This is a genomic window from Arthrobacter sp. CAN_A212 (assembly GCF_015752345.1).
Lineage (GTDB): Bacteria > Actinomycetota > Actinomycetes > Actinomycetales > Micrococcaceae > Arthrobacter_D.
The window spans coordinates 1-22060 of the sequence record NZ_JADOUT010000026.1; the positions used below are offsets into that span (position 1 = coordinate 1).

General features: G+C 65.2%; 14 protein-coding genes and 1 tRNA gene. 11 read left to right on the forward strand and 4 right to left on the reverse strand.

All coding sequences use genetic code 11. From position 1 onward, the window contains the following. Positions 1–155: 155 nt before the first annotated feature. The 3 genes from IWX64_RS15090 to IWX64_RS15100 are packed head-to-tail and all read right to left on the reverse strand — an operon-like array spanning position 156 to position 2025. Complete coding sequence (locus IWX64_RS15090; protein WP_196867952.1) at positions 156–743, reverse strand: DUF3618 domain-containing protein; 588 nt, start codon at positions 741–743, stop codon at positions 156–158. Then, positions 740–1189 (reverse strand): phage holin family protein, encoded by a 450-nt coding sequence (locus IWX64_RS15095; RefSeq protein WP_196867953.1) that lies wholly within the window; start codon positions 1187–1189, stop codon positions 740–742. Before IWX64_RS15095 ends, IWX64_RS15090 begins: the two co-directional genes overlap by 4 nt. Continuing rightward, positions 1189–2025, reverse strand: coding sequence for a hypothetical protein (locus IWX64_RS15100; RefSeq protein WP_196867954.1), 837 nt, complete (start codon positions 2023–2025; stop codon positions 1189–1191). The genes IWX64_RS15095 and IWX64_RS15100 overlap by 1 nt, the downstream gene beginning before the upstream one ends. 129 nt (positions 2026–2154) lie before the next feature. Here IWX64_RS15100 and IWX64_RS15105 point away from each other — a divergent pair, with 129 nt between their 5' ends. From IWX64_RS15105 to IWX64_RS15125, 5 genes are all read left to right on the forward strand, one after another. Further along, the gene (locus tag IWX64_RS15105; RefSeq protein WP_196867955.1) at positions 2155–3129 is read left to right on the forward strand and encodes a 4-(cytidine 5'-diphospho)-2-C-methyl-D-erythritol kinase; all 975 of its coding nucleotides are present in this window, start codon (positions 2155–2157) and stop codon (positions 3127–3129) included. Positions 3130–3194: 65 nt separating this feature from the next. Beyond that, the gene (locus tag IWX64_RS15110; RefSeq protein WP_196867956.1) at positions 3195–5003 is read left to right on the forward strand and encodes an ATP-binding cassette domain-containing protein; all 1809 of its coding nucleotides are present in this window, start codon (positions 3195–3197) and stop codon (positions 5001–5003) included. 97 nt (positions 5004–5100) lie between these two features. Continuing rightward, positions 5101–5172 (forward strand) — tRNA-Gln (locus IWX64_RS15115). 197 nt (positions 5173–5369) lie between these two features. Continuing rightward, on the forward strand, positions 5370–6815 hold the full coding sequence (gene glmU, locus IWX64_RS15120) for a bifunctional UDP-N-acetylglucosamine diphosphorylase/glucosamine-1-phosphate N-acetyltransferase GlmU (protein ID WP_245346199.1): 1446 nt from the start codon (positions 5370–5372) through the stop codon (positions 6813–6815). Beyond that, positions 6812–7792, forward strand: a complete 981-nt coding sequence (locus tag IWX64_RS15125) for a ribose-phosphate diphosphokinase (RefSeq protein ID WP_196867958.1) — start codon at positions 6812–6814, stop codon at positions 7790–7792. The genes glmU and IWX64_RS15125 overlap by 4 nt, the downstream gene beginning before the upstream one ends. A gap of 40 nt (positions 7793–7832) precedes the next feature. On the opposite strand, the gene IWX64_RS15130 is transcribed toward IWX64_RS15125, so the two are convergent. After that, positions 7833–9146, reverse strand: coding sequence for a UDP-glucose dehydrogenase family protein (locus IWX64_RS15130; RefSeq protein ID WP_196867959.1), 1314 nt, complete (start codon positions 9144–9146; stop codon positions 7833–7835). 363 nt (positions 9147–9509) lie between these two features. On the opposite strand from IWX64_RS15130, the gene IWX64_RS15135 reads away from it, so the two are divergent. From IWX64_RS15135 to IWX64_RS15160, 6 genes are all read left to right on the forward strand, one after another. After that, positions 9510–10133, forward strand: coding sequence for a 50S ribosomal protein L25/general stress protein Ctc (locus IWX64_RS15135; protein WP_196867960.1), 624 nt, complete (start codon positions 9510–9512; stop codon positions 10131–10133). Between the two features lie 20 nt (positions 10134–10153). Further along, positions 10154–10741, forward strand: coding sequence for an aminoacyl-tRNA hydrolase (gene pth / locus IWX64_RS15140; RefSeq protein ID WP_196867961.1), 588 nt, complete (start codon positions 10154–10156; stop codon positions 10739–10741). Between the two features lie 314 nt (positions 10742–11055). Beyond that, the gene (locus IWX64_RS15145) at positions 11056–13392 is read left to right on the forward strand and encodes a helix-turn-helix transcriptional regulator (RefSeq protein WP_196867962.1); all 2337 of its coding nucleotides are present in this window, start codon (positions 11056–11058) and stop codon (positions 13390–13392) included. Next, entirely contained in the window at positions 13389–16094 is a 2706-nt protein-coding gene (locus tag IWX64_RS15150; protein WP_196867963.1) for a LuxR C-terminal-related transcriptional regulator, read from the forward strand. The genes IWX64_RS15145 and IWX64_RS15150 overlap by 4 nt, the downstream gene beginning before the upstream one ends. Before the next feature lie 455 nt (positions 16095–16549). Continuing rightward, positions 16550–19201, forward strand: a complete 2652-nt coding sequence (locus tag IWX64_RS15155; protein WP_196867964.1) for a LuxR C-terminal-related transcriptional regulator — start codon at positions 16550–16552, stop codon at positions 19199–19201. 10 nt (positions 19202–19211) lie between these two features. Further along, positions 19212–21884, forward strand: a complete 2673-nt coding sequence (locus IWX64_RS15160) for a LuxR C-terminal-related transcriptional regulator (RefSeq protein ID WP_196867965.1) — start codon at positions 19212–19214, stop codon at positions 21882–21884. The last annotated feature ends 176 nt before the right edge of the window (positions 21885–22060 follow it).

Sequence of the window (22060 nt, forward strand, 5' to 3'; positions counted from 1 at the left end):
AACACCAAAAACACAAAAAAAAAAAATAACACACCTCACTATGTTGGTTTTCGGCTCGGGTTTTCCCCCACTTTATTTTTTTTTTTTTTTTTTTTGTTTTTTTTTTGGGGGGGGGGGGGGGGGGGGCCCCCCCCGCCACACCAGGTGCCAACCGCTTAGGAGCGGCTGGCCTCGTTCTGGACGTTGTCCTTCGCGTCCTGGGCCTTGCCCTTCACATCGGCTGCCGCGGATGCGCCTTCATTCTTGACGGTGTTGGCGGAGTTGGTGGCTGTTTCTTTCACCGAATCCATTGCCTGCTGTGCCGGTTCCTTGAGGTCCTCGGCAACGGCCTTCGCTGCGTCGGTGACACTGTTGGTGAGGGGCTCAGCCTTCTCCTTCAGTGCAGCTGCAGCTTCCTTCTCCTTCTCGCTCGCCGGGATCAGCGAGGAGATGAGCATTCCGGCTCCGAAGGCGATCAGCCCGGCGGCCAGCGGGTTGCCCTGGGTCTTGCGGGTGAGCTGCTGAGGAGCATCCTGTACGGCGCCACTGACGTTGTTCGCAGCGGACCGGGTGCCAGCGGACGTCTGGTCCGCTGACCCCATGACCGAGGTCTTCAGGCCTCCCACCGCGTTGCGCACCTTGTCTCCCTGACGCTGGGCGATGCTGGCGGGGCTTACCTTGTCGGCTACGGCATCGACGTCGGTGCCGAGCTCGCGGCGGGTCCGTTCGATGTCTGCACGAATCTGTTCTGGGGTCTGGTTCATGGGGTGTTCGCACCTGGTTTCAGAGTGGGGGGAATGTCTTTGACGGTTTCGGCGGTGACCGGCAGGCCGCGCACGCTCTTCAGTTCCTTTTTGCCGATCAGGGCGAGGACGGCGGCGATGATGCCCCAGATGACTGCGACGATGACCGCAGACCAGCCCGGGCCAACAAGTTCAGCCAGTCCCCACATCAGTGCCAGGGACAGGAAGAGCAGCACAAAGTGGCCGGCGATGGCGGCGCCGCCCAACATGCCCGCGCCCTTGCCAGCCTTCGTGCCGCTTTCACGCAGTTCAGCCTTGGCGAGCTCCAGCTCCTGACGCATCAGGGTGGACAGATTACGAGTCACATCGCCGAGCAGCGATCCCAACGACTCATTGGCTGCCCGATCCTCGGCCGTGGTGTGTGACGGTTCGTATGCCTGGGATCCTCCGGTGTGAATACCGCTCATTAGCGCAGGTCCCTATCGAGTCGCTCGTTCTGGGTGCGGGTACCCGGGACGATGACTGGCTCGGACGCCAACGGGTCCGCCAGCGGATCGTTCGAAATCTGCCGGGCGTCATCGGCCGAGGTCAGGCCGTTGTCCATCATCGGAGTTGTCTCGGTAGCGGGCGTGGCTGGTGCAAACGCTGGGCCAGTGCCGGCTGCGGGCTGAGAAGGCACGGTCGGTGGGTACTCCGGCGCCGGGTTGGCTGGCGTCGTGCTCGAAGAGTCCGATCCTGCGCCAGCAAGCCCACGGGTGAGGCGACCGGCGAGCAGGCCTGCTCCCGCAGCGACCATCAGGAAGGTACCCGGACGGCGACGGGCGAAGTCCTTGACCTCGTCCAGCAGCGATCCTGGATCCCGGCCTTCCAGCCAGCCAGCAACGTCTCCCGACCGCTGGGCAGCCTGGCGGACCAGGGAGTTGGCGGGGCCGTTATGGTCCCCGTTGTCTGCCATGGAAACCAGCTCATCACTGATGGACCGTAGTCCCTCGGCGGCTTTCTGCTGGCTCGCGCCCGCCTGATCCTTGAGGTCCGAACCGAGTTCGCCCAACAGGTTTTTCGCCTGCGTGCTGGCTTCAGCAGCAACATTCTTCGCCTCGGTGGTCGCAGTCTGGGCGACTCCCTGGGCTGCATTCAGCCCGTCGCGGCCCACCTCTTTGGCCTGGTCCTTCGCCTGGTCCTTGACACCGGCGGACCCGTTGCTCTCGCCGACCGGTGTGTTGCCTGCTGGTGAATCGGGCCGGACACGCTCGCCGGAGGGCGCAGCTGTCAGGGGATCCTCTGACCAATTCTGGGTAGTCATAGTTCTTCCTTCGGATAGTAATCCTGCTTACAAACTGCAATGTAAGCACGCTTACTATCTTTACGCAACGGTCAGGCAGGAGGCCGACAGGATTCCCGGTTCAGGGCCCGGTGATCTAGGTTGGAGACTATGGAGGTAGGCAAAACGGCAGGACTCTTCAGCGGTGCTCCCGCGAGGGTGAGCGTCCGCGCGCCCGGAAAGATCAACGTTTCGTTCAGGGTGGGGCCGCTTCGCGAGGACGGCTACCACAGCGTGGCGAGCGTGTACCTGGCCGTCTCCCTGTATGAGGAGGTCACCGCGACCGTCACGGCCGAGCCGGGCATCGTTGTTACGGTCAACGGGCAGGGATCTCTGAACCTGCCGGTCGAGAGCATCCCGCTGGATGCCACCAATCTTGCTGCGCGCGCTGCCACCCTGCTCGCTGATCTTAGCGGCGGCTCAACCGGGCTGCTGCTCGATATCACCAAGCGGGTGCCCGTGGCCGGGGGGATGGGTGGGGGGTCCGCTGATGCGGCTGCGACGCTCCTGGCCTGCGATGCCCTCTGGAACAGCGGATTCTCCCGGGACGAGCTCGCGGAAATGGCGGCCGACCTCGGCGCCGACGTCCCGTTTGCGCTGGTCGGCGGCACAGCGGTCGGAGTCGGGGTGGGGGAGCAGCTCACGCCAGCAATCTCGAAGACGCCCCTTCACTGGGTGCTCGTGACGTCCGCTTTTGGGCTCTCCACCCCCGAGGTCTACCGGACGCTCGACGAACTCCGGCTGCGGGACGGGACCGAACCGGCCACCCCGCCGGACATCGACCCGCGGATCCTCAGCGCGATGCGTGCAGGCGACGCGGTCGCACTCGCCGAACTACTCCACAACGACCTCCAGGCGGCGGCACTCGAACTGGCTCCGGATCTCGCCGGGATCCTGCAGGCGGGCACCGACGCGGGAGCCCTCGCCGGGCTGGTCTCCGGATCGGGGCCCACCATTGCGTTCCTCGCCGCGGACGAAGCGCATGCGGCAGCGCTCGCCGATCAGCTCTCGAGCGGCGGCTTGACCGCGACGGCAGTGCATGGTCCGGTGCACGGTGCCAGAATTGTTAACGACTACACCGCTTGACCCGTGGCCCTTGCAGGGGCCAGCTCAAGCCTTTCATCCCCCCACCATCAGGAAGCAGTACACCCTTGGCACATCTTCTGGGCGCTGAAAGCGTCAGCGTCACGTTTGCCACCCGCACCGTTCTCGACGGCGTTTCCCTCGGCATCGAGGATGGCGACCGGATCGGTATGGTCGGTCGCAACGGCGACGGCAAGTCCACCCTCATGCGTCTCCTGGCGCAGCGCGCCACCCCCGACGAGGGCCGGGTCACGCGCCGCCGCGACGTCCACGTGGGTTACCTGGACCAGACCGACGTCCTGGACGGCGACCTGAGTGTCGGCGAAGCAATCGTGGGCGACCAGGCGGACCACGAATGGGCCTCCAATCCCAAGATCCGCGACGTGATGGGCGGTCTGGTCGCTGAGGTTGACTGGCACGCCAAGGTCTCTTCGCTCTCCGGTGGGCAGAAGCGCCGGGTTGCCCTGGCTAAACTCCTGATTGGCGACGACGACGTCATCATGCTCGACGAGCCCACCAACCACCTCGACGTTGAGGGCGTGGCCTGGCTCGCCCGCCATCTGGCCGAGCGCTGGCGTCCCAGCGACGGCGGGCTCCTGGTCGTCACCCACGATCGCTGGTTCCTCGACGAAATCTGCACCCGCACCTGGGAGGTGCACGACGGCGTCGTCGACGGGTTCGACGGCGGTTACGCCGCCTACGTCCTCGCCCGGGCGGAGCGTGACCGGATGGACTCGGTGGTCGAAGGCAAGCGGCAGCAACTGGTCAAGAAGGAACTTGCCTGGCTGCGCCGCGGGGCCCCCGCACGGACCGCCAAACCGAAGTTCCGGATTGAGGCAGCAAACGCGTTGATCGCCGATGTGCCCGAGCCACGCGACTCCCTCGCCCTGAGCAAGATGGCCATGGCCCGGCAGGGCAAGGATGTCCTGGACCTTGAGGATGTCTCACTGGCGCTCGGAGAGAAGAATCTCTTCGACGGCATCACCCTGCGCCTCGCCCCCGGGCAGCGGCTGGGGCTGGTCGGGGTTAACGGGTCAGGCAAGACCACCCTGCTGCGGATGCTGAACGGCGAGGTGACCCCTGACGCCGGCAAGGTGAAGAAGGGCAAGACGGTCCAGACGGCAGTCCTTTCCCAGGAGGTCAAGGAACTCGACGAGCTGGAGCACTTGCGCGTCACCGAGGTCATCGAGCAGGAGAAGCGTGTTTTCAGCGTGGGTGGGCGTGAGGTGTCAGCCACCCAACTGGTGGAGCAGCTTGGTTTCACCAACGCGAAGCAGTGGACCAAGGTCAAGGACCTCTCCGGTGGTGAACGCCGCCGGCTGCAGCTGCTCCGCCTCCTGGTGGGTGAGCCCAATGTGTTGATGCTCGACGAGCCAACCAACGACCTGGACACTGACACCCTGGCGGCGATCGAGGACGTCCTGGACGGCTGGCCCGGCACCCTGGTGGTCGTCTCCCACGACCGGTATTTGCTGGAGCGGGTCACCGATTCGCAGATGGCGCTCCTGGGCGACGGTAAACTGCGTGACCTGCCGCGGGGAGTGGACCAGTACCTCGAACTGCGCCGCGCCGCGGAGTCCGGAGCAGGCGCTTCCCCCCTCAACGCTGACGATGCCCAGGCCAGCGCCGGATCGGCTACCGCGTACAGCTCCGAAGAGACACGCCAGGCGAAGAAGGACCTGACCCGCATCGAACGCCAGCTCGGCAAGGCCGCAGCGCAGGTGGAACGCATCCAGCAGCAGATGAATGACGGGGCCGGCGGTGACGTCGACTTCGACAAGATGGCCACGCTGAACACGAAGCTGCAGGCGGTCCAGGCCGAGCAGCAGGACCTGGAGCTGCAGTGGCTTGCAGCAGCCGAGGTCGTCGGGAAATAACACCGCAGCGGGGGCTTCCAAGTCGCAGGAAGCCCCCGACTCATGGCAAACTGGATAACCGTGCGTCCGGGACCCGAGAGGGGCTTGGTTGGCACAGTCCGCCCTGGTGTAATGGCAGCACCCCAGCCTTTGGAGCTGTGGAGTATAGGTTCGAATCCTATGGGCGGAACAATCGGAAAGTATTGCCGCGGGTAGTATTGCCGGTGTGAGCCTGTACTTTTCCGGTTGACAGTGAAAACTACAGGCAGGAGTGTCTCCTCAATGGGTCCGCAGACCTCAAACACCCACTCTCAGGAACAGATCCCCGAGGCAGGCGCGAAACGCCCAGCGGCAGTCATCGTGCTGGCCGCCGGAGCCGGAACACGAATGAAGTCCCGGACCCCGAAGATCCTCCACACCCTCGGCGGACGGTCAATGGTGGGGCACGCCGTCGCCGCCGCACGCGGCGTGGTCCCCGATGCACTCGCCGTCGTCGTCCGGCACGAACGCGATCGCGTTGCGGGCCATATCGCCGAGCTGGATCCGCAGGCAGTCATCGTCGACCAGGATGACGTGCCCGGCACTGGACGCGCCGTCCAGGTGGCCCTCGACGCCCTCGACGGGGACGCGGGCGCACCCCTGAAGGGCACGGTCGTGGTGACCTACGGCGATGTGCCCCTGCTGACCTCCGACACGCTCGCCCAGCTTATTGAGGCGCATATCGGCGGGGACAACGCCGTCACGGTGCTGACCGCGGTGCTCGGCGACGCCTCCGGTTACGGCCGTATCCTGCGGGCCGACGACGGCACGGTCACCGGGATCGTCGAGCACAAGGACGCGACCGACGCCCAGCGGACCATCAACGAAATCAACTCGGGAATCTATGCGTTCGACGCGGCGACCCTGCGTGACGCGCTGACCTCGGTGACCGCCGGCAACTCACAGGGCGAAATGTACCTGACAGATGTCCTGGGCATTGCCTCACGCCGGGGCGGTCGGGTGGCAGCAGTCGTCTCGGACGACCCGTGGCAGGTTGAAGGTGCCAACGACCGGGTGCAGCTCGCTGCACTCGGCGCTGAACTCAACCGGCGCACCCTCACCCGCTGGATGCGGGCAGGCGTATCGATTATCGACCCCGCTACCACCTGGATCGACACGTCGGTGCGCTTGGCCGAGGACGTGACGATCCTCCCCGGCACCCAGCTCCACGGTGCCTGCGATATCGCCCGGGACGCCGTCGTCGGCCCGGACAGCACCCTGACCGATGTCGTAGTCGGGGAGGGGGCGCGGGTACTGCGCACCCACGGGTCGGGCGCCCAGATCAGCGCCCGCGCCGCCGTCGGCCCATTCACTTACCTGCGGCCCGGCACGGTTCTCGGGGAGGACGGAAAGATCGGCGCGTTCTATGAGACCAAAAACGTGACCATCGGGCGCGGCTCCAAACTGTCCCACCTGGGGTATGCCGGGGACGCAGAGATCGGTGAAGACACCAACATTGGGTGCGGCAACATCACCGCCAATTACGACGGCGTCAACAAGCACCGCACCGTCATCGGCGCCAACGTGAGGACCGGATCGAACACGGTGTTCGTGGCGCCCGTCGTGGTCGGGGATGGTGCGTACACCGGTGCGGGCGCCGTCGTCCGCAACGACGTGCCCCCCGGCGCCCTCGCCATCAGCGTTGCACCGCAGCGCACGGCCGAGGGCTGGGTGCAGGCCAAACGGCCCGACACTGCCGCCGCCACCGCTGCCGCCGCAGCCCAGCGGGCTCCGGCCACCGCCGACCTCCCCAGCACGACCCCGGGCACCACAGACGAAAGCGACCGTTCATGAGTGAGATCACCGCACGCGGCGAAAAGAAACTGGTCCTGGCCTCCGGACGGGCCCACCCCGAACTGGCCGAGGAGATCGCCCAGACGCTTGGTACCGAGCTCCTCCCGATCTCCGCCTACGACTTCGCGAACGGCGAGATTTACGTCAGGTCCGGGGAGAGCGTGCGCGGCACCGACGTGTTCGTGATCCAGGCACATCCCGCGCCGCTGAACAACTGGCTGATGGAACAGCTGATCATGATCGATTCCCTGAAGCGGGCCTCGGCCAAGCGCATCACAGTGGTCTCCCCGTTCTACCCGTACGCACGGCAGGACAAAAAGGGCCGCGGCCGCGAACCGATCTCGGCCCGGCTTGTCGCCGACCTCTACAAGACAGCCGGCGCCAACCGCCTGATGTCGGTTGACCTGCACACGTCGCAGATCCAGGGCTTCTTCGACGGCCCAGTGGATCACCTGATGGCCATTCCGCTGCTTGCCGATTACATCCGTACCCGGGTCGACGCCGACAACGTCACTGTGGTCTCGCCCGATACCGGCAGGGTCCGGGTCGCCGAGCAGTGGGCCGAACGGCTGGGCGGATCGCCCCTGGCCTTCGTGCACAAGAGCCGTGACCTGACGGTCCCGAACCAGGCAGTCTCCAAGCAGGTGGTGGGCCAGGTTGAGGGTCGGACCTGCGTGCTGATCGACGACATGATCGACACGGGTGGAACCATTTCCGGCGCCGTCCAGGTGCTCAAGAACGCCGGTGCCAAAGATGTGATCATCGCCGCCACCCATGCTGTCTTCTCGGATCCGGCGGCCCGCCGCCTCTCGGAGTCCGGCGCCCGCGAGGTGGTGGTGACTAACACCCTGCCGATCCCCTCGGAGAAGAGGTTCCCCCAGCTCACCGTGCTGTCGATCGCACCGCTGATCGCCCGGGCCATCAGGGAAGTCTTCGACGACGGATCCGTGACCAGCCTGTTTGACGGCAACGCCTAGGGGCTGGTCCCGGAGTTACCCGGCGGGAGTCCGGTGTGAGTTATGGCCGGCCGATGCCCTGGTATTTCCAGCCGGCTGCACGCCACTGGACGGGGTCCAGGACGTTCCGTCCGTCGAGGATGTTCTTGCTGGCCACCTGCGTGGCCAGCTCCGCCGGATCGACTGAACGGTACTGGTCCCACTCAGTGAGAATGAGGAGCGCGTTGGCCTTCGCGACGGCTGCACCGAAGTCGGGTTCGTAGTTCAGCTCGGGGAACCGTCCCCTCGCGTTGGCCAGGGCCTCGGGGTCAGTCACCGTGACATCGGCGCCCTGGAGCTGGAGCTGGGCCGCGATGCTCAGGGCGGGGGAATCCCTCACGTCGTCGCTGTTGGGCTTGAATGCCACCCCCAGGACCGTGATGCGCTTGCCGAGCAGGGATCCGCCCACCAGCTGGCGGGTCAACTCAACTACCCGGATCCGACGTCGCAGGTTGATGTCGTCCACCTCGCGGAGGAACGTCAGCGCCTGGTCGGCACCCAGTTCACCGGCCCGGGCCATGAATGCGCGGATGTCCTTCGGGAGACAGCCACCGCCGAAGCCAATCCCCGCGTTAAGGAATTTGCGGCCAATCCGATCGTCCATGCCAATCGCGTCGGCGAGCAGGGTGACGTCCGCCCCGGCGGCGTCGCATACCTCTGCCATGGCGTTGATGAAGGAAATCTTGGTGGCGAGGAACGAGTTGGCGGCCGACTTGACCAGTTCCGCCGTCGCATAGTCGGCCACCAGTCGGCGTGTCCCCAGCCCCAGGGGGCCGGCATACACTTCATCGAGCAGGGCCGTCGCGCGGTTCCCGTCCTCCCCGGCGGGAACGCCGTAGACCAGGCGGTCAGGGCTGAGCGTGTCCTTCACGGCGAAGCCCTCCCGCAGGAACTCGGGATTCCAGGCCAGGCTGGCGTCCGGGAACCGGTCCAGCAGGTCATCGGCCAGCCGGGCTGCGGTGCCGACCGGAACCGTCGACTTGCCCACCACCAGGTTCCCCTCCTCGAGGGAGTCGACGAGGGAGGCAAAGGCGGCGTCCACGTACCGCAGATCGGCAGCGTACTCGCCCTTGCGCTGGGGGGTACCCACGCACAGGAAGTGCACCTGCGCTCCGCGGGCATCACTGATCTCGGAACTGAACTTCAACCGGCCCGTCTGGAGAACCTCGTCGAGAAGTTCTGGCAGGCCGGGCTCGAAGAAGTGTGACCGGCCGGCCTGCAACTCGCTGATCTTGCGTTCGTCGACATCGATAGCGACGACGTCGTGCCCCAGCTTTGCCATGCAGGCCGCGTGCACGGCTCCCAGGTAGCCACAACCTATTACTGAAATTCGCATGCTGATCCTTTGTCCGGCAGCTCCGGGGAGCTTTCGACGAGATGCTTCCCGCTGGTTGCTTGCCAGCGGTTCCAACAGACTTCAACGGTACGACTCACACATTAGAGGATGATGAGGAACCTCCTGCCGGTCCGGGCCCCAACGGATTCTGGAGCGCGGGTGCAGGGCAGGCCCGCAAGTGCTGTACCATTGAACGCGATGCCTAGGCGAGGGAGCATCCCGGTACCACCCGGGATTGTTCCGTGATCGACGGTGGTTAGTGACGAGAGTCCAACACTGAATGTGTTGACGATGAACTGTTTCTAGACAGCTGCCGATCGTTTGCCCAGCAACGATCCACTACTCGTCAACACAGGAGACTCAATGTCTGACCTCACACTCCCCGCAGAAGTACGCACTGAATTCGGCAAGGGCGCGGCGCGCCGTGCACGCCGCGAAGACAAAATCCCTGCGGTCATCTACGGCCACGGTGCGGATCCCATCCACGTACTGTTGCCTTCCAAAGCAACCACCCTCGCCCTGAGGACGTCCAACGCGCTGCTGACTCTCGATGTTGAAGGGGAGAAGCACCTGGCCCTGGCCAAGTACGTTGTCCGCAACCCACTGAAGCGCATCGTGGAGCACCTTGACCTACTCACCGTGCGTCAGGGCGAGAAGGTCACTGTTGACGTCTACATCCACGTCGAAGGCGAGCTGGCGCCGGGCGCCGTCATGAACCTCGAGCACAACTCGGTCGAGGTCGAAGCCGAAGCCACCCACCTGCCTGATTCCCTCACCGTCAACGTTGAGGGTCGCACCGTTGGCGAGCACATCCATGCCTCTGACATCGTGCTTCCCAAGGGCGTCACCCTGCTGATCGAAGCGGACACGCTGATCGTCAACATCAGCGAGCCGACCGTCCAGGATCTCGGCGATGAAGATGAAGAGACAGTTGCCGAGGGCGACGTTGTCGCTGCCTCCGGCGAGAAGTCCGAAGAGGGCGAGTAACTCCATCTACGGGAATACCCGTGGCGAATGACACGTGGCTGGTAGTCGGGCTCGGGAACCCAGGGCCCGACTACAGCCGCAACAGACACAATGTGGGTCAGATGGTTCTTGACACGCTGGGCGAACGGCTCGGCGGGAAATTCAAAAGCCACAAGGCGCACGCGGCTGTCCTCGAAGGCCGTCTGGGCATCGGCGGACCGAAGCTGATCCTCGCCAAGCCGTTGACCTACATGAATCTCTCCGGAGGCCCGGTCGGAGCCCTCTGCCGTTTCTACGACATACCCGCTGAACGGGTCATTGCCGTGCACGACGAGATCGACATCGACTTCAACACGGTCAAGCTGAAGGCTGGCGGCGGTGAGGGCGGACACAACGGTTTGCGGGACATCTCCAAGGTTCTCGGTACCAAGGACTACCTAAGGATCAGGGTCGGGGTGGGCCGCCCCCCGGGGCGGCAGGATGCAGCCGATCATGTGCTCCGTGACTTCGGAACGGTCGAAAAGAAGGAGCTGGGCTTCCTCGTCGAGGACGCGGCTGATGCCGTGGAATCGCTTATTACCGAGGGGCTTGTCAGCGCTCAGCAGAAATACCACTCGGCAGGGAAATAACGGATAAAATTCGATTCACGATCAGTGGTGACATGGTGAAATGATCCAGACCGCTGAGCCATTGCGGCCCCAAATGCGGGGGCCGACGTTGGGCGGCCTCTGAGACTGGGCCACCCCCATCCCAACGTCGGTCCCTTTTTTGATGCTCATCCTCGAAACGAAGACTGCCGAGTACCCCGGCCCTACGGATCCAAGTAGCCGATGCGTAGTGCGAGCGAAAAATTCGGGTAGTCGCTACTCATGCGGGTGCCGGGCGGGAGTTCTACCGTGATCAGTACTTCACAACGCTGGGAACGCGAAGAAAAGGTCTCTCAATGAGTTTCAACATCAGTACGCATGCCCACCCGCCTGCCCCGATTGAGTGGCGTCAGGCGTCTCCCGAGCCACGGACGGGGGCCAGCAGTGCGACGACGCCCCCGAGGGGCGCCCGCGCGTACCTTCCCCAAACTCTCAATGATCTGCTGCTGGAGGGGTCTGCCCCCTCATCGGTCCTGCTGACCGGCGAATCAGGAAGCGGCAAGACAGCACTCCTGCGGTCGATGGTGGACCACCTTCGGGCCACCGCCTGCCTGATCCACCTTCGGGGCTCTGGTCGTAACGTGCGGGAACCCTACGGTGCCCTTCGGGTCCTGCTGGCGGACACGGGAGAGCACGTCCTCAGCCATCCGGTCCGGGTGATCAGCGCCCTCACACGCGTGCTCAAAGGCAAGGCGCTGGGCCTACCCGTGATCGTTGTGGTCGACGACGCCCACTATCTGGACGAGGCGTCGACAACGGTGCTGGGCCAGATGGTGCAGGCCGGGACCATCCGGCTGGTCGCTGCCTGCAGCGATCTCGCGGACGCCCCCGTTTACTTCCAGACGTTGTCCCTGAAGGGCACCCTGGTGCGGATGGACCTGGCGCCCCTGTCCCAGCAGGAGGTCGCTGCGTACCTTGCGGCGACCCTCGGTGCCGGTGCGTCCCGGGCCTCGTCGCTCGCTCTGCACACCCACAGCGGCGGAAATCCCAGGCTTCTCGGCGCACTGGTGCGCGACTATGTCGCTGCTGGAGCGCTCAGCTGCGGTGCAGGCGTCTGGGTTCTGACCGCGGACAAGGTGCGGCCCAGCGAAGCCACCACCGCCCTGATCGCCGACCGGATTGTCATGCTTCAACCCGCCCAGCGCCGGCTGCTGGGCGCCCTCGCCGCCGCTGGGACGACACCACTCGCCGCCGTCCCAGGCGACGCCCTGGGAGATCTGGATGATCTCCAGGAGCAGGGAATGCTCTCCATTGCCAGCGACCGGTGGGCCACCGTCTCCGTGGCGACCCCGCTCCTCAGCGACGCGGTGCTCGGTCTGACGAACCCGGTCGATGGCTTCAGTCCCCACCTGGCAGCCAGCAGGTCCGCATCCGGCCCGCTGAGTCGACCGGTCGGCGAACCCCGAAAGCAGCAGGCAGCGAGAATCCTCGAGCGTGCACGCCAGGCCGCAGCCAAGGGCCATTTTCGGGATGTAGTGACCGAGCTGAAGTCTTCAGAGTTTATTCCCGGTGCGCTCGAGCCTGACCACCGTCGTCTGGCTGCCGCGTGGCTGTGCGAGGCGCTCGCGTTCACCGGCCGGGTGGATGATGCGAAGGAAGCTGCCGTTGCGCTGCACTCCGACATTGCCGGCCAACCGCCGCTGCCGTCCCGGATCGCCATGACGCTTGCTACCCTCGAGGCAGTGTCGGGCAACCTGACAGGTCTGCTGGAGGTGTCGGCGTACCACCTGCTGAGCCTGGGCCCCGGCACTGGAACCTATGAGGAGCTTGCCGAAGGACTGATCTACGCGGCGGCCGGACGACCCGCCGAGGCGGAGCCGTTACTCCACCCGGCACTGCGACAACTTCAGGTGCACGACCCCGCGGGTGCGGCGCCCCTCGCCGCCGCGGCGCTGGCCTTTGTCAGCGCTCCGGATAATCCGGCGCAGGCGGCTGACTACCTCGCGATCGCCAGTATCCCGTCCCGGACGGCATCCTGGACGGTGCGACGCCTGACCAAGCACTTCGCGGCGTTGGCCCTGGCGGGCACGGCATCGGCTGACCGGTCAGCTTTCGAATTGCGTGAGCTCAGCAGGGAGGACGCGGCGCTGGGCAATAGTTCCTGGGAGTTGATGACCCTGTGCGGCGCGATGCGGCAGGGAGACACCGGGGTTGCCCAGCCAATCCTCAAACTCAGCGCAACCTGCCAGGGACGGTTCGCTGCCCTGAGCCAGCTCTATGCCAAGGGCGTCGATGCGGAGGACGCAGAGCTGGTGTTGCAGGCAATGGAACTGGCGCAGCACCTCGGCGACCAGTCTTTTGCCCGTGACGCGGCCGCGTCGGCGGTGCAGCTCGCCGCCCAATCCGGCGAGCGCGCGACCATTGCCTACGTCGCGGACCGCGTTCGCGGCGTCGTCGGTGTGTCCGGCACCGCGCTCGGAGCACGGCGACAGCTTGCTTCCCTGACCCGGCGCGAGGTCGAAGTGGTCACCGCAGTGGTTGACGGCAAGACCAACCGGGACCTGGCACTAGCCATGGATGTCAGTGTCCGTACCGTCGAAGGACACCTGCACCGCGTGTACACGAAACTTCACGTCCGGACCAGGGCTGAGCTCCTGGCGAAGGTGAATCTCAGCACCGCGTTCAGACGGTGAACGCCCAGCTCGGGGCTGGCGGACTGATCGGGCGGTCCGCCGACATAGACCAGGTCTCAGCCAGCATTCTGGACCCGCTCATGAGCGGAGCCTGGGTGTGTGGCCCCGCCGGCATCGGCAAGTCGGCGGTGGCGTCACAGGTCCTGATGAGGCTGGAAGGCACGGTAGTGCCGCTGGCCATCCACGCGGATTCCTCGCTGAGTCGCGTACCCTATGGGGCGCTGGCGCCTCTACTGCTCGATTCAGCTCCCGGCGATCTCGAGTCCCGGCTGGCAGTACTGCGGCTGATCAGGGCAGCCCTGAACTCCGTTTCTTCTGAAGCCGGACTGCCGGTGCTGGTGACCGTCCACAGCGCCCACCACCTGGATCAGGAGAGCAGCCACCTCCTCGGCCAGCTCGCGTTGGCCCGGGAAATTCGCCTCCTGGTGCTCACCCGGTCACTGGGGAATGTGCCAGAGGAACTTTACTCACTCTGCCGGGACGGCCTGCTCATGCGGTGTGAACTTTCGGCGTTGGGCCGGGAACAGGTGGCAGTGCTCTCCCAGCGGGATCTGGGCGGGATTGTCAGTTCCAACGCAACTTCATTCCTCACCGATTGGTCCCAGGGGAATCCCGCTATCATCAGGGCGCTGATCTCCCACTTGCGCTCCACCAGGGCACTCGTTGAGCGCAACGGGGTGTGGCTGTTGGTTTCAACCCCGAAATCCGCCGGAGACGAACTGGTGGAGCGGGTCAAGGCGCTTCTCCTCGGCTGCACACCTGCTACTCGCGGAGCCATCGAAATGGTTGCAATGCTGGGAGGTATTCCCACCACCGCCGCACGGCATCTGCTGGACCCCACCGCCATGGAACAGGGGCTCGCGGTGAATCTCCTGGCCTATTCGGGACGGCCCGGCAGCCGCAGGAGCCGTGTCACGGTCGAACCGCGGGTGTATGGGGAAGTGATTCGACACCTCCTTCCTCCCGGTCGGCGGGTCGAGATCCTCAGAACCCTGCGAGCATCCCAGCATGGACGCGAGGTACTGGCAGCCGCGGGAGCCAGCACCAGTGTGGGCTGGGCAATGGATCTCGGCGATGGAATTCCGGATCAGGAGTTATTGGCAGCCGCCCAACAGGCCAACAACGGGTTCGCGCCCCGCCAGGCGCAACGATTCTCGGCAGCAGTCACCACGCCCGAGTTCGCCACGGCTACCAGGGTGGAATCGGCACGAAGTTTCCTGTACCTGGCCGACACCGAAGCGGCCGCCGCCGAGATTCGCGGACTCATCGAAGAGGCGGCAGATCCGGGGATCCTGGCGGAGGCCGCCGTCACCGAGGCCCAGATCACCCTGCAGCGAGGGGGCAGTGCTGAGGACCTCCTCGGTATCGCTGACCGCTGGGCGGTGGTGGGCCAGCGGTTGAACGCCGCCCAGAACCGGCAGGACGACCCAGCAAAGAGGGACCAGGTCGAGTGTGGCGCGGCGATCCTGAGGCACGTTTCGCACTGCCTGGCCGGTGACTACAGCACCGCGATCCGGGGCCTGCGCGGCATCGTCGGTGGCACGGTGCCCTCATCCACCGTTGGCCTGCTCTCGCGAATGTTGCTGGGAGAAGCCCTGGGTGCGACGGGAAAGACCGCTGAGGCAAAGGATCTGACCCTTGCAGCGGTTGCGACCACGGGGGAGAACGGGGACCTTGCCCGGCACTACCGCACCGCGATTACCCGCCATGGGGCGCTGCTGGTGCTGACCATGGACGAGGCAGGATTCGCACTCCTGCGCGAATCGTTTGACCAGTCAGCGCCGCCAGCACTGCAACACTTCGGCGGCAACCTGATGACGTTGCAGGGCGTGCTGGACTTCAGATGCGGGCGCATCGATGCTAGCTGTGACTTGCTGGCCGCCGGAATCGAGGAACTCCGACGCCACGACCCCGAGATGCTCCTCCCCCTGGCCCTGGGAACCGCCGCCTTTGCCAGCCGATTGGTGGGGGACAATGAGCGTGCCCTGGGGTACCTCCAGGACTACAGGGTGCTCCCGTACCGGGGGTTCCTGCCGCAGCGTTTGGTGGCGGACGGGTACATTTCCGCCGCCAAGTCGTGGTTGGCGGTGACGAACCAGGAGGTGGCGGCGATCGAGGCAGGAGCCGCCGAGGCAAAGTCACGGGGACTGGTCAACGCGGAGGCCGAGATCCTCGAACTGCTTTTCCTCCTGCAGCGTCCGGTTAGTGCCGGGCGCCTTGAGGAGTTGGCCAACGAACTGGGTGCCACCGACTCTGACACCATCCGCATCATCGCACTCGCTGCAGCTTCGTCAGACCCGGCCCAGCTTGTGGCGTCCGGGGCACAGGCACTCAGTGCCGGCCGGCATCTCCTGGCGGCCGAGTGCCTGGCGCGTGGCGCCTCAGAGTACGGACGGAGGGGGGAGGAAAGGGTGCAGCGTATGGTCCGACAGCAGCTGCGTGGCTTGATTCCCATGCTTGGAAGGGTCCGGACCCGTGCCGTCACCGATCAAGCCCTGACCCGGGTGGCCTTGACCCGTAGGGAACAGGAGATTGCCAGGCTTGCGGTGAGGGGTGCGTCCTCCCAGGAAATAGCCACCTATTTCACCGTTTCCCGCCGGACAGTTGAGGGACACCTCTACCGGATCTACCTCAAACTCGGCATCGGGGGCCGGGATGATCTGGTCATCGGGCTGTTGGAGGAAGGCTCCCACGAGCCTTAGAGCCGCGTAGACCGGGCGCTGAGTGAAGTAGCCGCTGGCACGAAGACGAGTAGCCACTACGCGTGTGGGGAAGGTATGTGGACCGTAGTCTGACTGTGTCACCCGGGCCATGTGCCCAGGGAGACCCTTTCCGCCCTCACCGGCGGAACCCATGGTCGGGCCGGCGGCGGCCAGCCTTCTGAGACCGGGCTGATCCCCAGCCCGCCGTCGGCCCTACCATGGGTAGTACCCTCACTCGATGCCGAGGCCAGGGTCCCGTGAGACCGCTCACATTTTTTGGCCACTTCGCGTGCCTTAATCCTCAATCCAGCGTATGGTTATTCCCAAGTACTTGAGAAGCTGAGGCGGACTCTGCAACTTTCGTCAAAGCTGGAACGGGGACCGTTTCCTCCTTCCTTGAATCTGTCGGGCTGGGACGACTCGCCGTGCCGACCTGCACCATGTAGTGGGGCGCTATGTTTGGTGTACAAGGAGCCTGGCCACTTGTTGGCCGGGACAGTGAGTTATCAGTTCTGCGGGATGCCGTGGTCTCTCAAGACTGCCAGGGCGCCGTTCTTACCGGCCAGGCAGGCATCGGCAAGACCGTGCTGGCGCAACGGGTCTCCCGCGACGTCGAGGCCAACTTTGATCTTCTCTACATCAGGGGGAGCGCACTCACCGCAGACATGCCTTACGGCGCACTGAACTTCGTGCTGAGCGACCTTGATGATGCGGCAGTCGACAATCCGCTCATCCTGCTGCGGAGCCTCCAGGAGCTCTTCGCTGGGCGGTCAGGCGGCAAACGGACCCTCATCCTTGTGGACAACATCGAGGATCTGGACAGTGCCTCGGCGACGGCGATTGCCCACCTGGTGAAGAGCGGGGCTGTGAAAGTGCTGCTCGTGTGCCAGACCCTCCACGCAGCTCCCGACGAGTTCAGCGACCTCTGGAAAGATGAGCTCATCCGCCGGGTGGATATCGAGCCCCTATCGCTGGCCGACACAGCGGAGCTGCTGACCCTCGGCCTTGGAGGGCCAGTCTCCCGGTCTGTCGTGCTCGACACCTGGCACGCCAGCGGGGGTAACCCGCTGTTTCTGCAAGCCATCGGCAGGGAACAGGTGGAGTCCGGGTACATCACTACCCAGGACGGAATCTGGGTGGCGGGTCCACGGAGGTCACCCGATCCCGGCCGCATCATCACTGAGCGGATCTCCACCCGTCTGGCCCGGCTGTCTCCCGACCAGCGACGAACCGCCGAGATCGTCTCCATCGTCGGGGCGATGCCACTGGAGCTGCTCTCCGATTTCGCCGGCGGGGACGAAGTGGACGCGCTGATGGAAACCGGGATCTTCGAGATCGAGCTGACGCAGCAACCCATGGTCCGGGTCGTCACCGGCCTGATCGGCGAGGTAATTCGACGCCAGGTACCCGTTGGCCGGAGCAGGGAGCTTGTCCAGCAGTTGGCTGCCGCCTCCCTCAAACTCCCCATGCCTGCACTGAGCCGGATGAACTATGCGGCCTGGTGCCTGGACAGTTCACTGGAGATTGACCCTGTCCTGGCGATCGAGGCGGCCCAGCTTGCGAACCGCTACTTCGACACGGAGGGTGCACTCCGGTTCCTTGGCGCGGTTCCGCCAGAGAAAGTGGGTGCTAGGGAAGTCACCGAAAAAGCGCGGGCCTATGGAATCCAGGGCGATACCATGCGGGCCCTGCAGATTCTGGACGCGTTCATCTCCTCGGAGCCCCAGGACCCGAACCTCCACGAGTGGGTGTCCATGCAGGTGCTCAGGTGCAGGTTGCTCAGCCGGGACCAGGTGAGGTTCGCCGAGGCGGATGTCCTTCTGGCGAAGATCCGCGAACGACTGATCCGGGAAGGACAGTCAGGCCTTGAGGGTCTTGCAGGCCTGCTCGCTGAGACGGACTTGCTCGACGCGGAGCTCAGCGCCCACAACGGGCGGTACGCAGCCATGATCGAGCCCATCGATGACCTCCTGAGACAGGGCGACTCAATGGATCCGACCGTCCGGCACCAGCTGTGCGGCTGGCTGGCCGAAGCCCTCAGCATGACGGGACGTCAGGACGACGCGGTGCAACTCAGCCGGTTGGTGGTATCCCGATTGGCGGACTCCACCGAGGACCCCCTGCTCGCCGAGTCAGCCCAGGTGCGGCTGTTCTCAGTCATGCTGATTTCTGGTCAGTGGGAGCGGTGTCTGGCGATGATCAGCGACCATCAGGAGGGATCTCTCGCGGGAATCTTCGATGGGACCTCGCTCGAGTTGGCGGAGGGCTGCCTGTATGCCTACGCCGGGCGTGGGACCGAGGCTCTGACCAAACTGCTCCCCGCACTGAGCCAACTGCGGATCCGCGATCGGCAGGAGTTCCTCAGCCTGGCCGAAGCGGCCACTGCCTATGCGTACACCCTCATCGGTGATGCCCAGCTGTCGATGTCCCACCTTGGGAAGGTGGACCTGGCCGCCCGGCGGTTCGACTGGCATACCGCGCGGGCCACCAGATACTTCTCCGTCCTGGCTTCGACTGCGACGCGGGACCGCCTGCAGGCCGCCGGGGAGATGCTCCAGCTGGCCGACGAGGACCGGGCGGCAGGCAACTTCGGACACGAACTGTTCTTCCTCTGCCAGGCGGTGCAACTGGGGATGACCGACGTCGGGGAGCGGCTTGCGACAAGCGGCATGGATGGCCAGGGAGTGTTCGCCGAAATCTGTGCCCTGTACGGCAAGGGAGTGGCCTCCGGCGACACCGCCCAGATCCTCAAGGCTGCGAAGCTGGCGGCCGACGTCGGTAATCAGCGGTTGGCCGCGGACGCAGCCAACCTGGTGCAGCGGATGTCGGCCGACAGCCCCGGTGAGGGGGAGAAGCGGGCCGCCATGGCGGCAAGCGGCATCCTGCGCACGGTGGGGCGCGGTGGCGGGGAGTTGCGCCAGCGCGTCCTGGACAAGCTCTCCGAACGTGAACGGAGCATCGCCCGGCTGGTTGCCGAAGGATCAAGCAACCGCGATATCGCGGCAATGCTGACGCTGTCCATCAGGACGGTCGAAGGGCATATGTATCAGGTGTATGCGAAGTTGGGGGTCTCCAACCGTAGCCAACTGAAGATGATCCTTGAATAGTCCTGAACCCGTGGTTGGCGTTACTCCGCCCTCCACCAATTTGGTCGGCAGGCAGCTCCTGGTCAGGGACATCCTGTCGAAACTGTCGGAGCCCCACCAGTTCGGCGCCATCGTGGTGGGTGATCCCGGGCTGGGTAAGACTGCGCTGGCCCGGACGGTTGCCGATGGACTGGGTGGGGACGTCACGGTGGTGCATATCGGTGCCCAGCCTTCGCTGAAAAAGGTGCCGTTCGGCGCGCTCGCTCCCTATCTGAGAGAACTGTCGGTGGCCGACGCCGGATCGCCCATCGCCATCTACCGCGCTTTGACCCGGCACCTGGGGCAACAGGGCACAGGCGGCACGGTTCCCCTGTTTATCGTGGACGACGCCCACGACCTCGACGACAGCACCAGTGTCCTCCTCGCACAGCTCATCGCCACCCGACGCGCCCGGGCCTTGGTGCTCGCCCGGCCCAACCCCGGCCCACCCTCGGAGTTCCTGGCGCTGTCCCACGACGGTATGCTGTACCGGTACGATCTCAATCCGCTGAACCGGCAGCAGATCCACGAACTATGTGTCAGGGAGCTGGGCGATGAGATCCTCTCCAGCGTGAGCGCCGTCCTCAGCAAGGCCTCCGAAGGCAACCCGATGTTTCTCCTGGCCCTGCTCCACCCCGATGCGCGGTCCAAGTACCTGGTGCAGCGGAACGGAGTATGGTGCCTTTCCGGTGAACGGCCCGGGATCGACCTGCGGCTCACGGACCTGATCCAGGGACAGCTCCGGGGCCGCTCGACGGCAGAGCTCGAGGTGCTGGAGACCGTCGCGCTCGCCGAGCCAGTAGCACTGAGCGTCCTTCGCGAAACCTGCGACCCCCTCGCCGTCGATACCCTGGTCGATGACCAGCTCCTCTCCCTTACCCCCGGCCCCGACCCGCGGGTGGCGCTCGCCCACCCGCTGTACGGGGAGGTTATCCGTGCGCAGGTGCCGATTGGTCGGAGCAATGCCATCCGCCGGCGTCTCCTCAAACTGATCGAGGACCAGGCCGATTCGATCGAAGGGTTCCTCCGCTGGGTGTCCTGGGGACTCGACTGCGGGGCCGTGCTTGACGACGCCACATTGCTGAAGGCCGCAATCGTGGCAAACCGGCTCTACGACCCCACCTTCGCGCTCCGTGCGGCGCGGGTGGTCCAGGCACCCGAGCTGAAGTCGCGTGCCCTGGTGGAAATTGCGCACGCGCGGATGACGCGCGGCGACTTCGCCTACGCACGCGAACTGGTTGACGAGGCCCTCATCAACTGCGGGAGCCTGCGGATCGCCAAGGAGGCTACCCTCCTGTCGATCGACCTGCGAATGAGGGGAGGAGGGAATTCCCAGGAGATTCGGGAGGACGTCCACCGTTGGGAGCAGACGGTGGACCGCATCGAACAGCAACGGAACGGATCGTCCAGCCGCTCCATCAGGCTCTCCCGGATGGGGAGCCAGATCCTGTCCTGTTTCGTGCTCAACCTGGAGGGGCATTACCTCGAGTCGGAAACCCATCTGGTCGCCATCAGAGACAACCCAGAGGGCACCGAGGAAACCCGTCTGGCTGCCCTGGCCCTGCTCGGTGAGGCACTCGGGTCGACGGGCCGGCCGCTGGCAGGTGCAGCCGCCACCACCGAGGCGCTCGAGATCATCGCGGCGAGCGGGCACCGCTTCCTGCGCCATCAGGAGTTCGTAATCACCCGGCACGGGATGTCACTGATCCGCGGCGGGCAGTGGAAGGCGATCGGCTCGCTCCTGGCCGCGTACTCGCAGGCCGCCGACGGCGGAATGGTGTACTTCGGCGGAATTCTTGAGTACTTCGAAGGCATCATTGCGCTGCGTCAGGGTCGGATGCGGACCGCACGGAAACGCCTGATGCTTGCTGTCGAAGGATTCCGTGAATCAGACATCGCCCAACTGCTGACCATGTCCACCGGGATGGCGGCCTACGCCTGCGCCATGGCGGGGGACACAGCGGGCGCCCAGCGCTACTCGAACGAGTTCGCAGCCCTTCCCGCCTATGGGTCGCTTCAGGCCCGGCTGCAGGGAAAAATTCACGCCGTGGGAGCGAACGCGCACCTGGTGGGCGCCTCGGCGGCGATCACAGAACTCCGACGGATCGCCGAGGACGCCGAGTCCACTGGCATGGCAACCCTCGCCGCGTCAGCATTCGAACTGGCGGTCCGCCTGGGCGACTCCGCCTCGCTCACCGCCCTGCAGCGAATCACCGCCACCTTCGAGGGGGCCGATGGAGCGATGGTCAACGCGATGGCCGCCGGGATGCTGGCCAAGGACCCCACTGCGCTGGAAGTTGCCGCCCAGCAAGCCCGGGACGCCGACTACTTCCTGATTGCCGCCGAATGCCTGGGTACGGCCATCAACCTATTGTCCGCGCAGGGCCAGACCCAGCGCTCCCGTGCATTGCAACCCACACTGAACGCTGTGGTGGACAAGCTGGAGGGACTGCACGGGCACCAATTCTCGGAGGCCCAGTCAGCCACCAAGCTGACCCAACGGGAACAGGATATCGTCACCCTTGCTTCCCGCGGCCACTCCAACCGCGACATTGCCGAACAGCACGGAGTGTCGGTACGCACCGTGGAAGGGCACCTGTACCGGATTTTCGCGAAGCTCGGCATCAGCCGCCGCGAGGACCTGCAGGATCTCAACCCGTCCTAAATTGACTTAGGTAGCACCCGCCAGACCGCCAGCGGATCCTGCGCGTCCGGCTCGGGTCCTGCGTGTCCGCGAGCCCAAGGCGGCCAGCGGACCAGGTACCGACAGCCTCGGGTCCATTGCCCGCACCCGGACCGCCGCGGGACTCGCGCGTAGCCGGCGGTCATCCAGCGAGTACT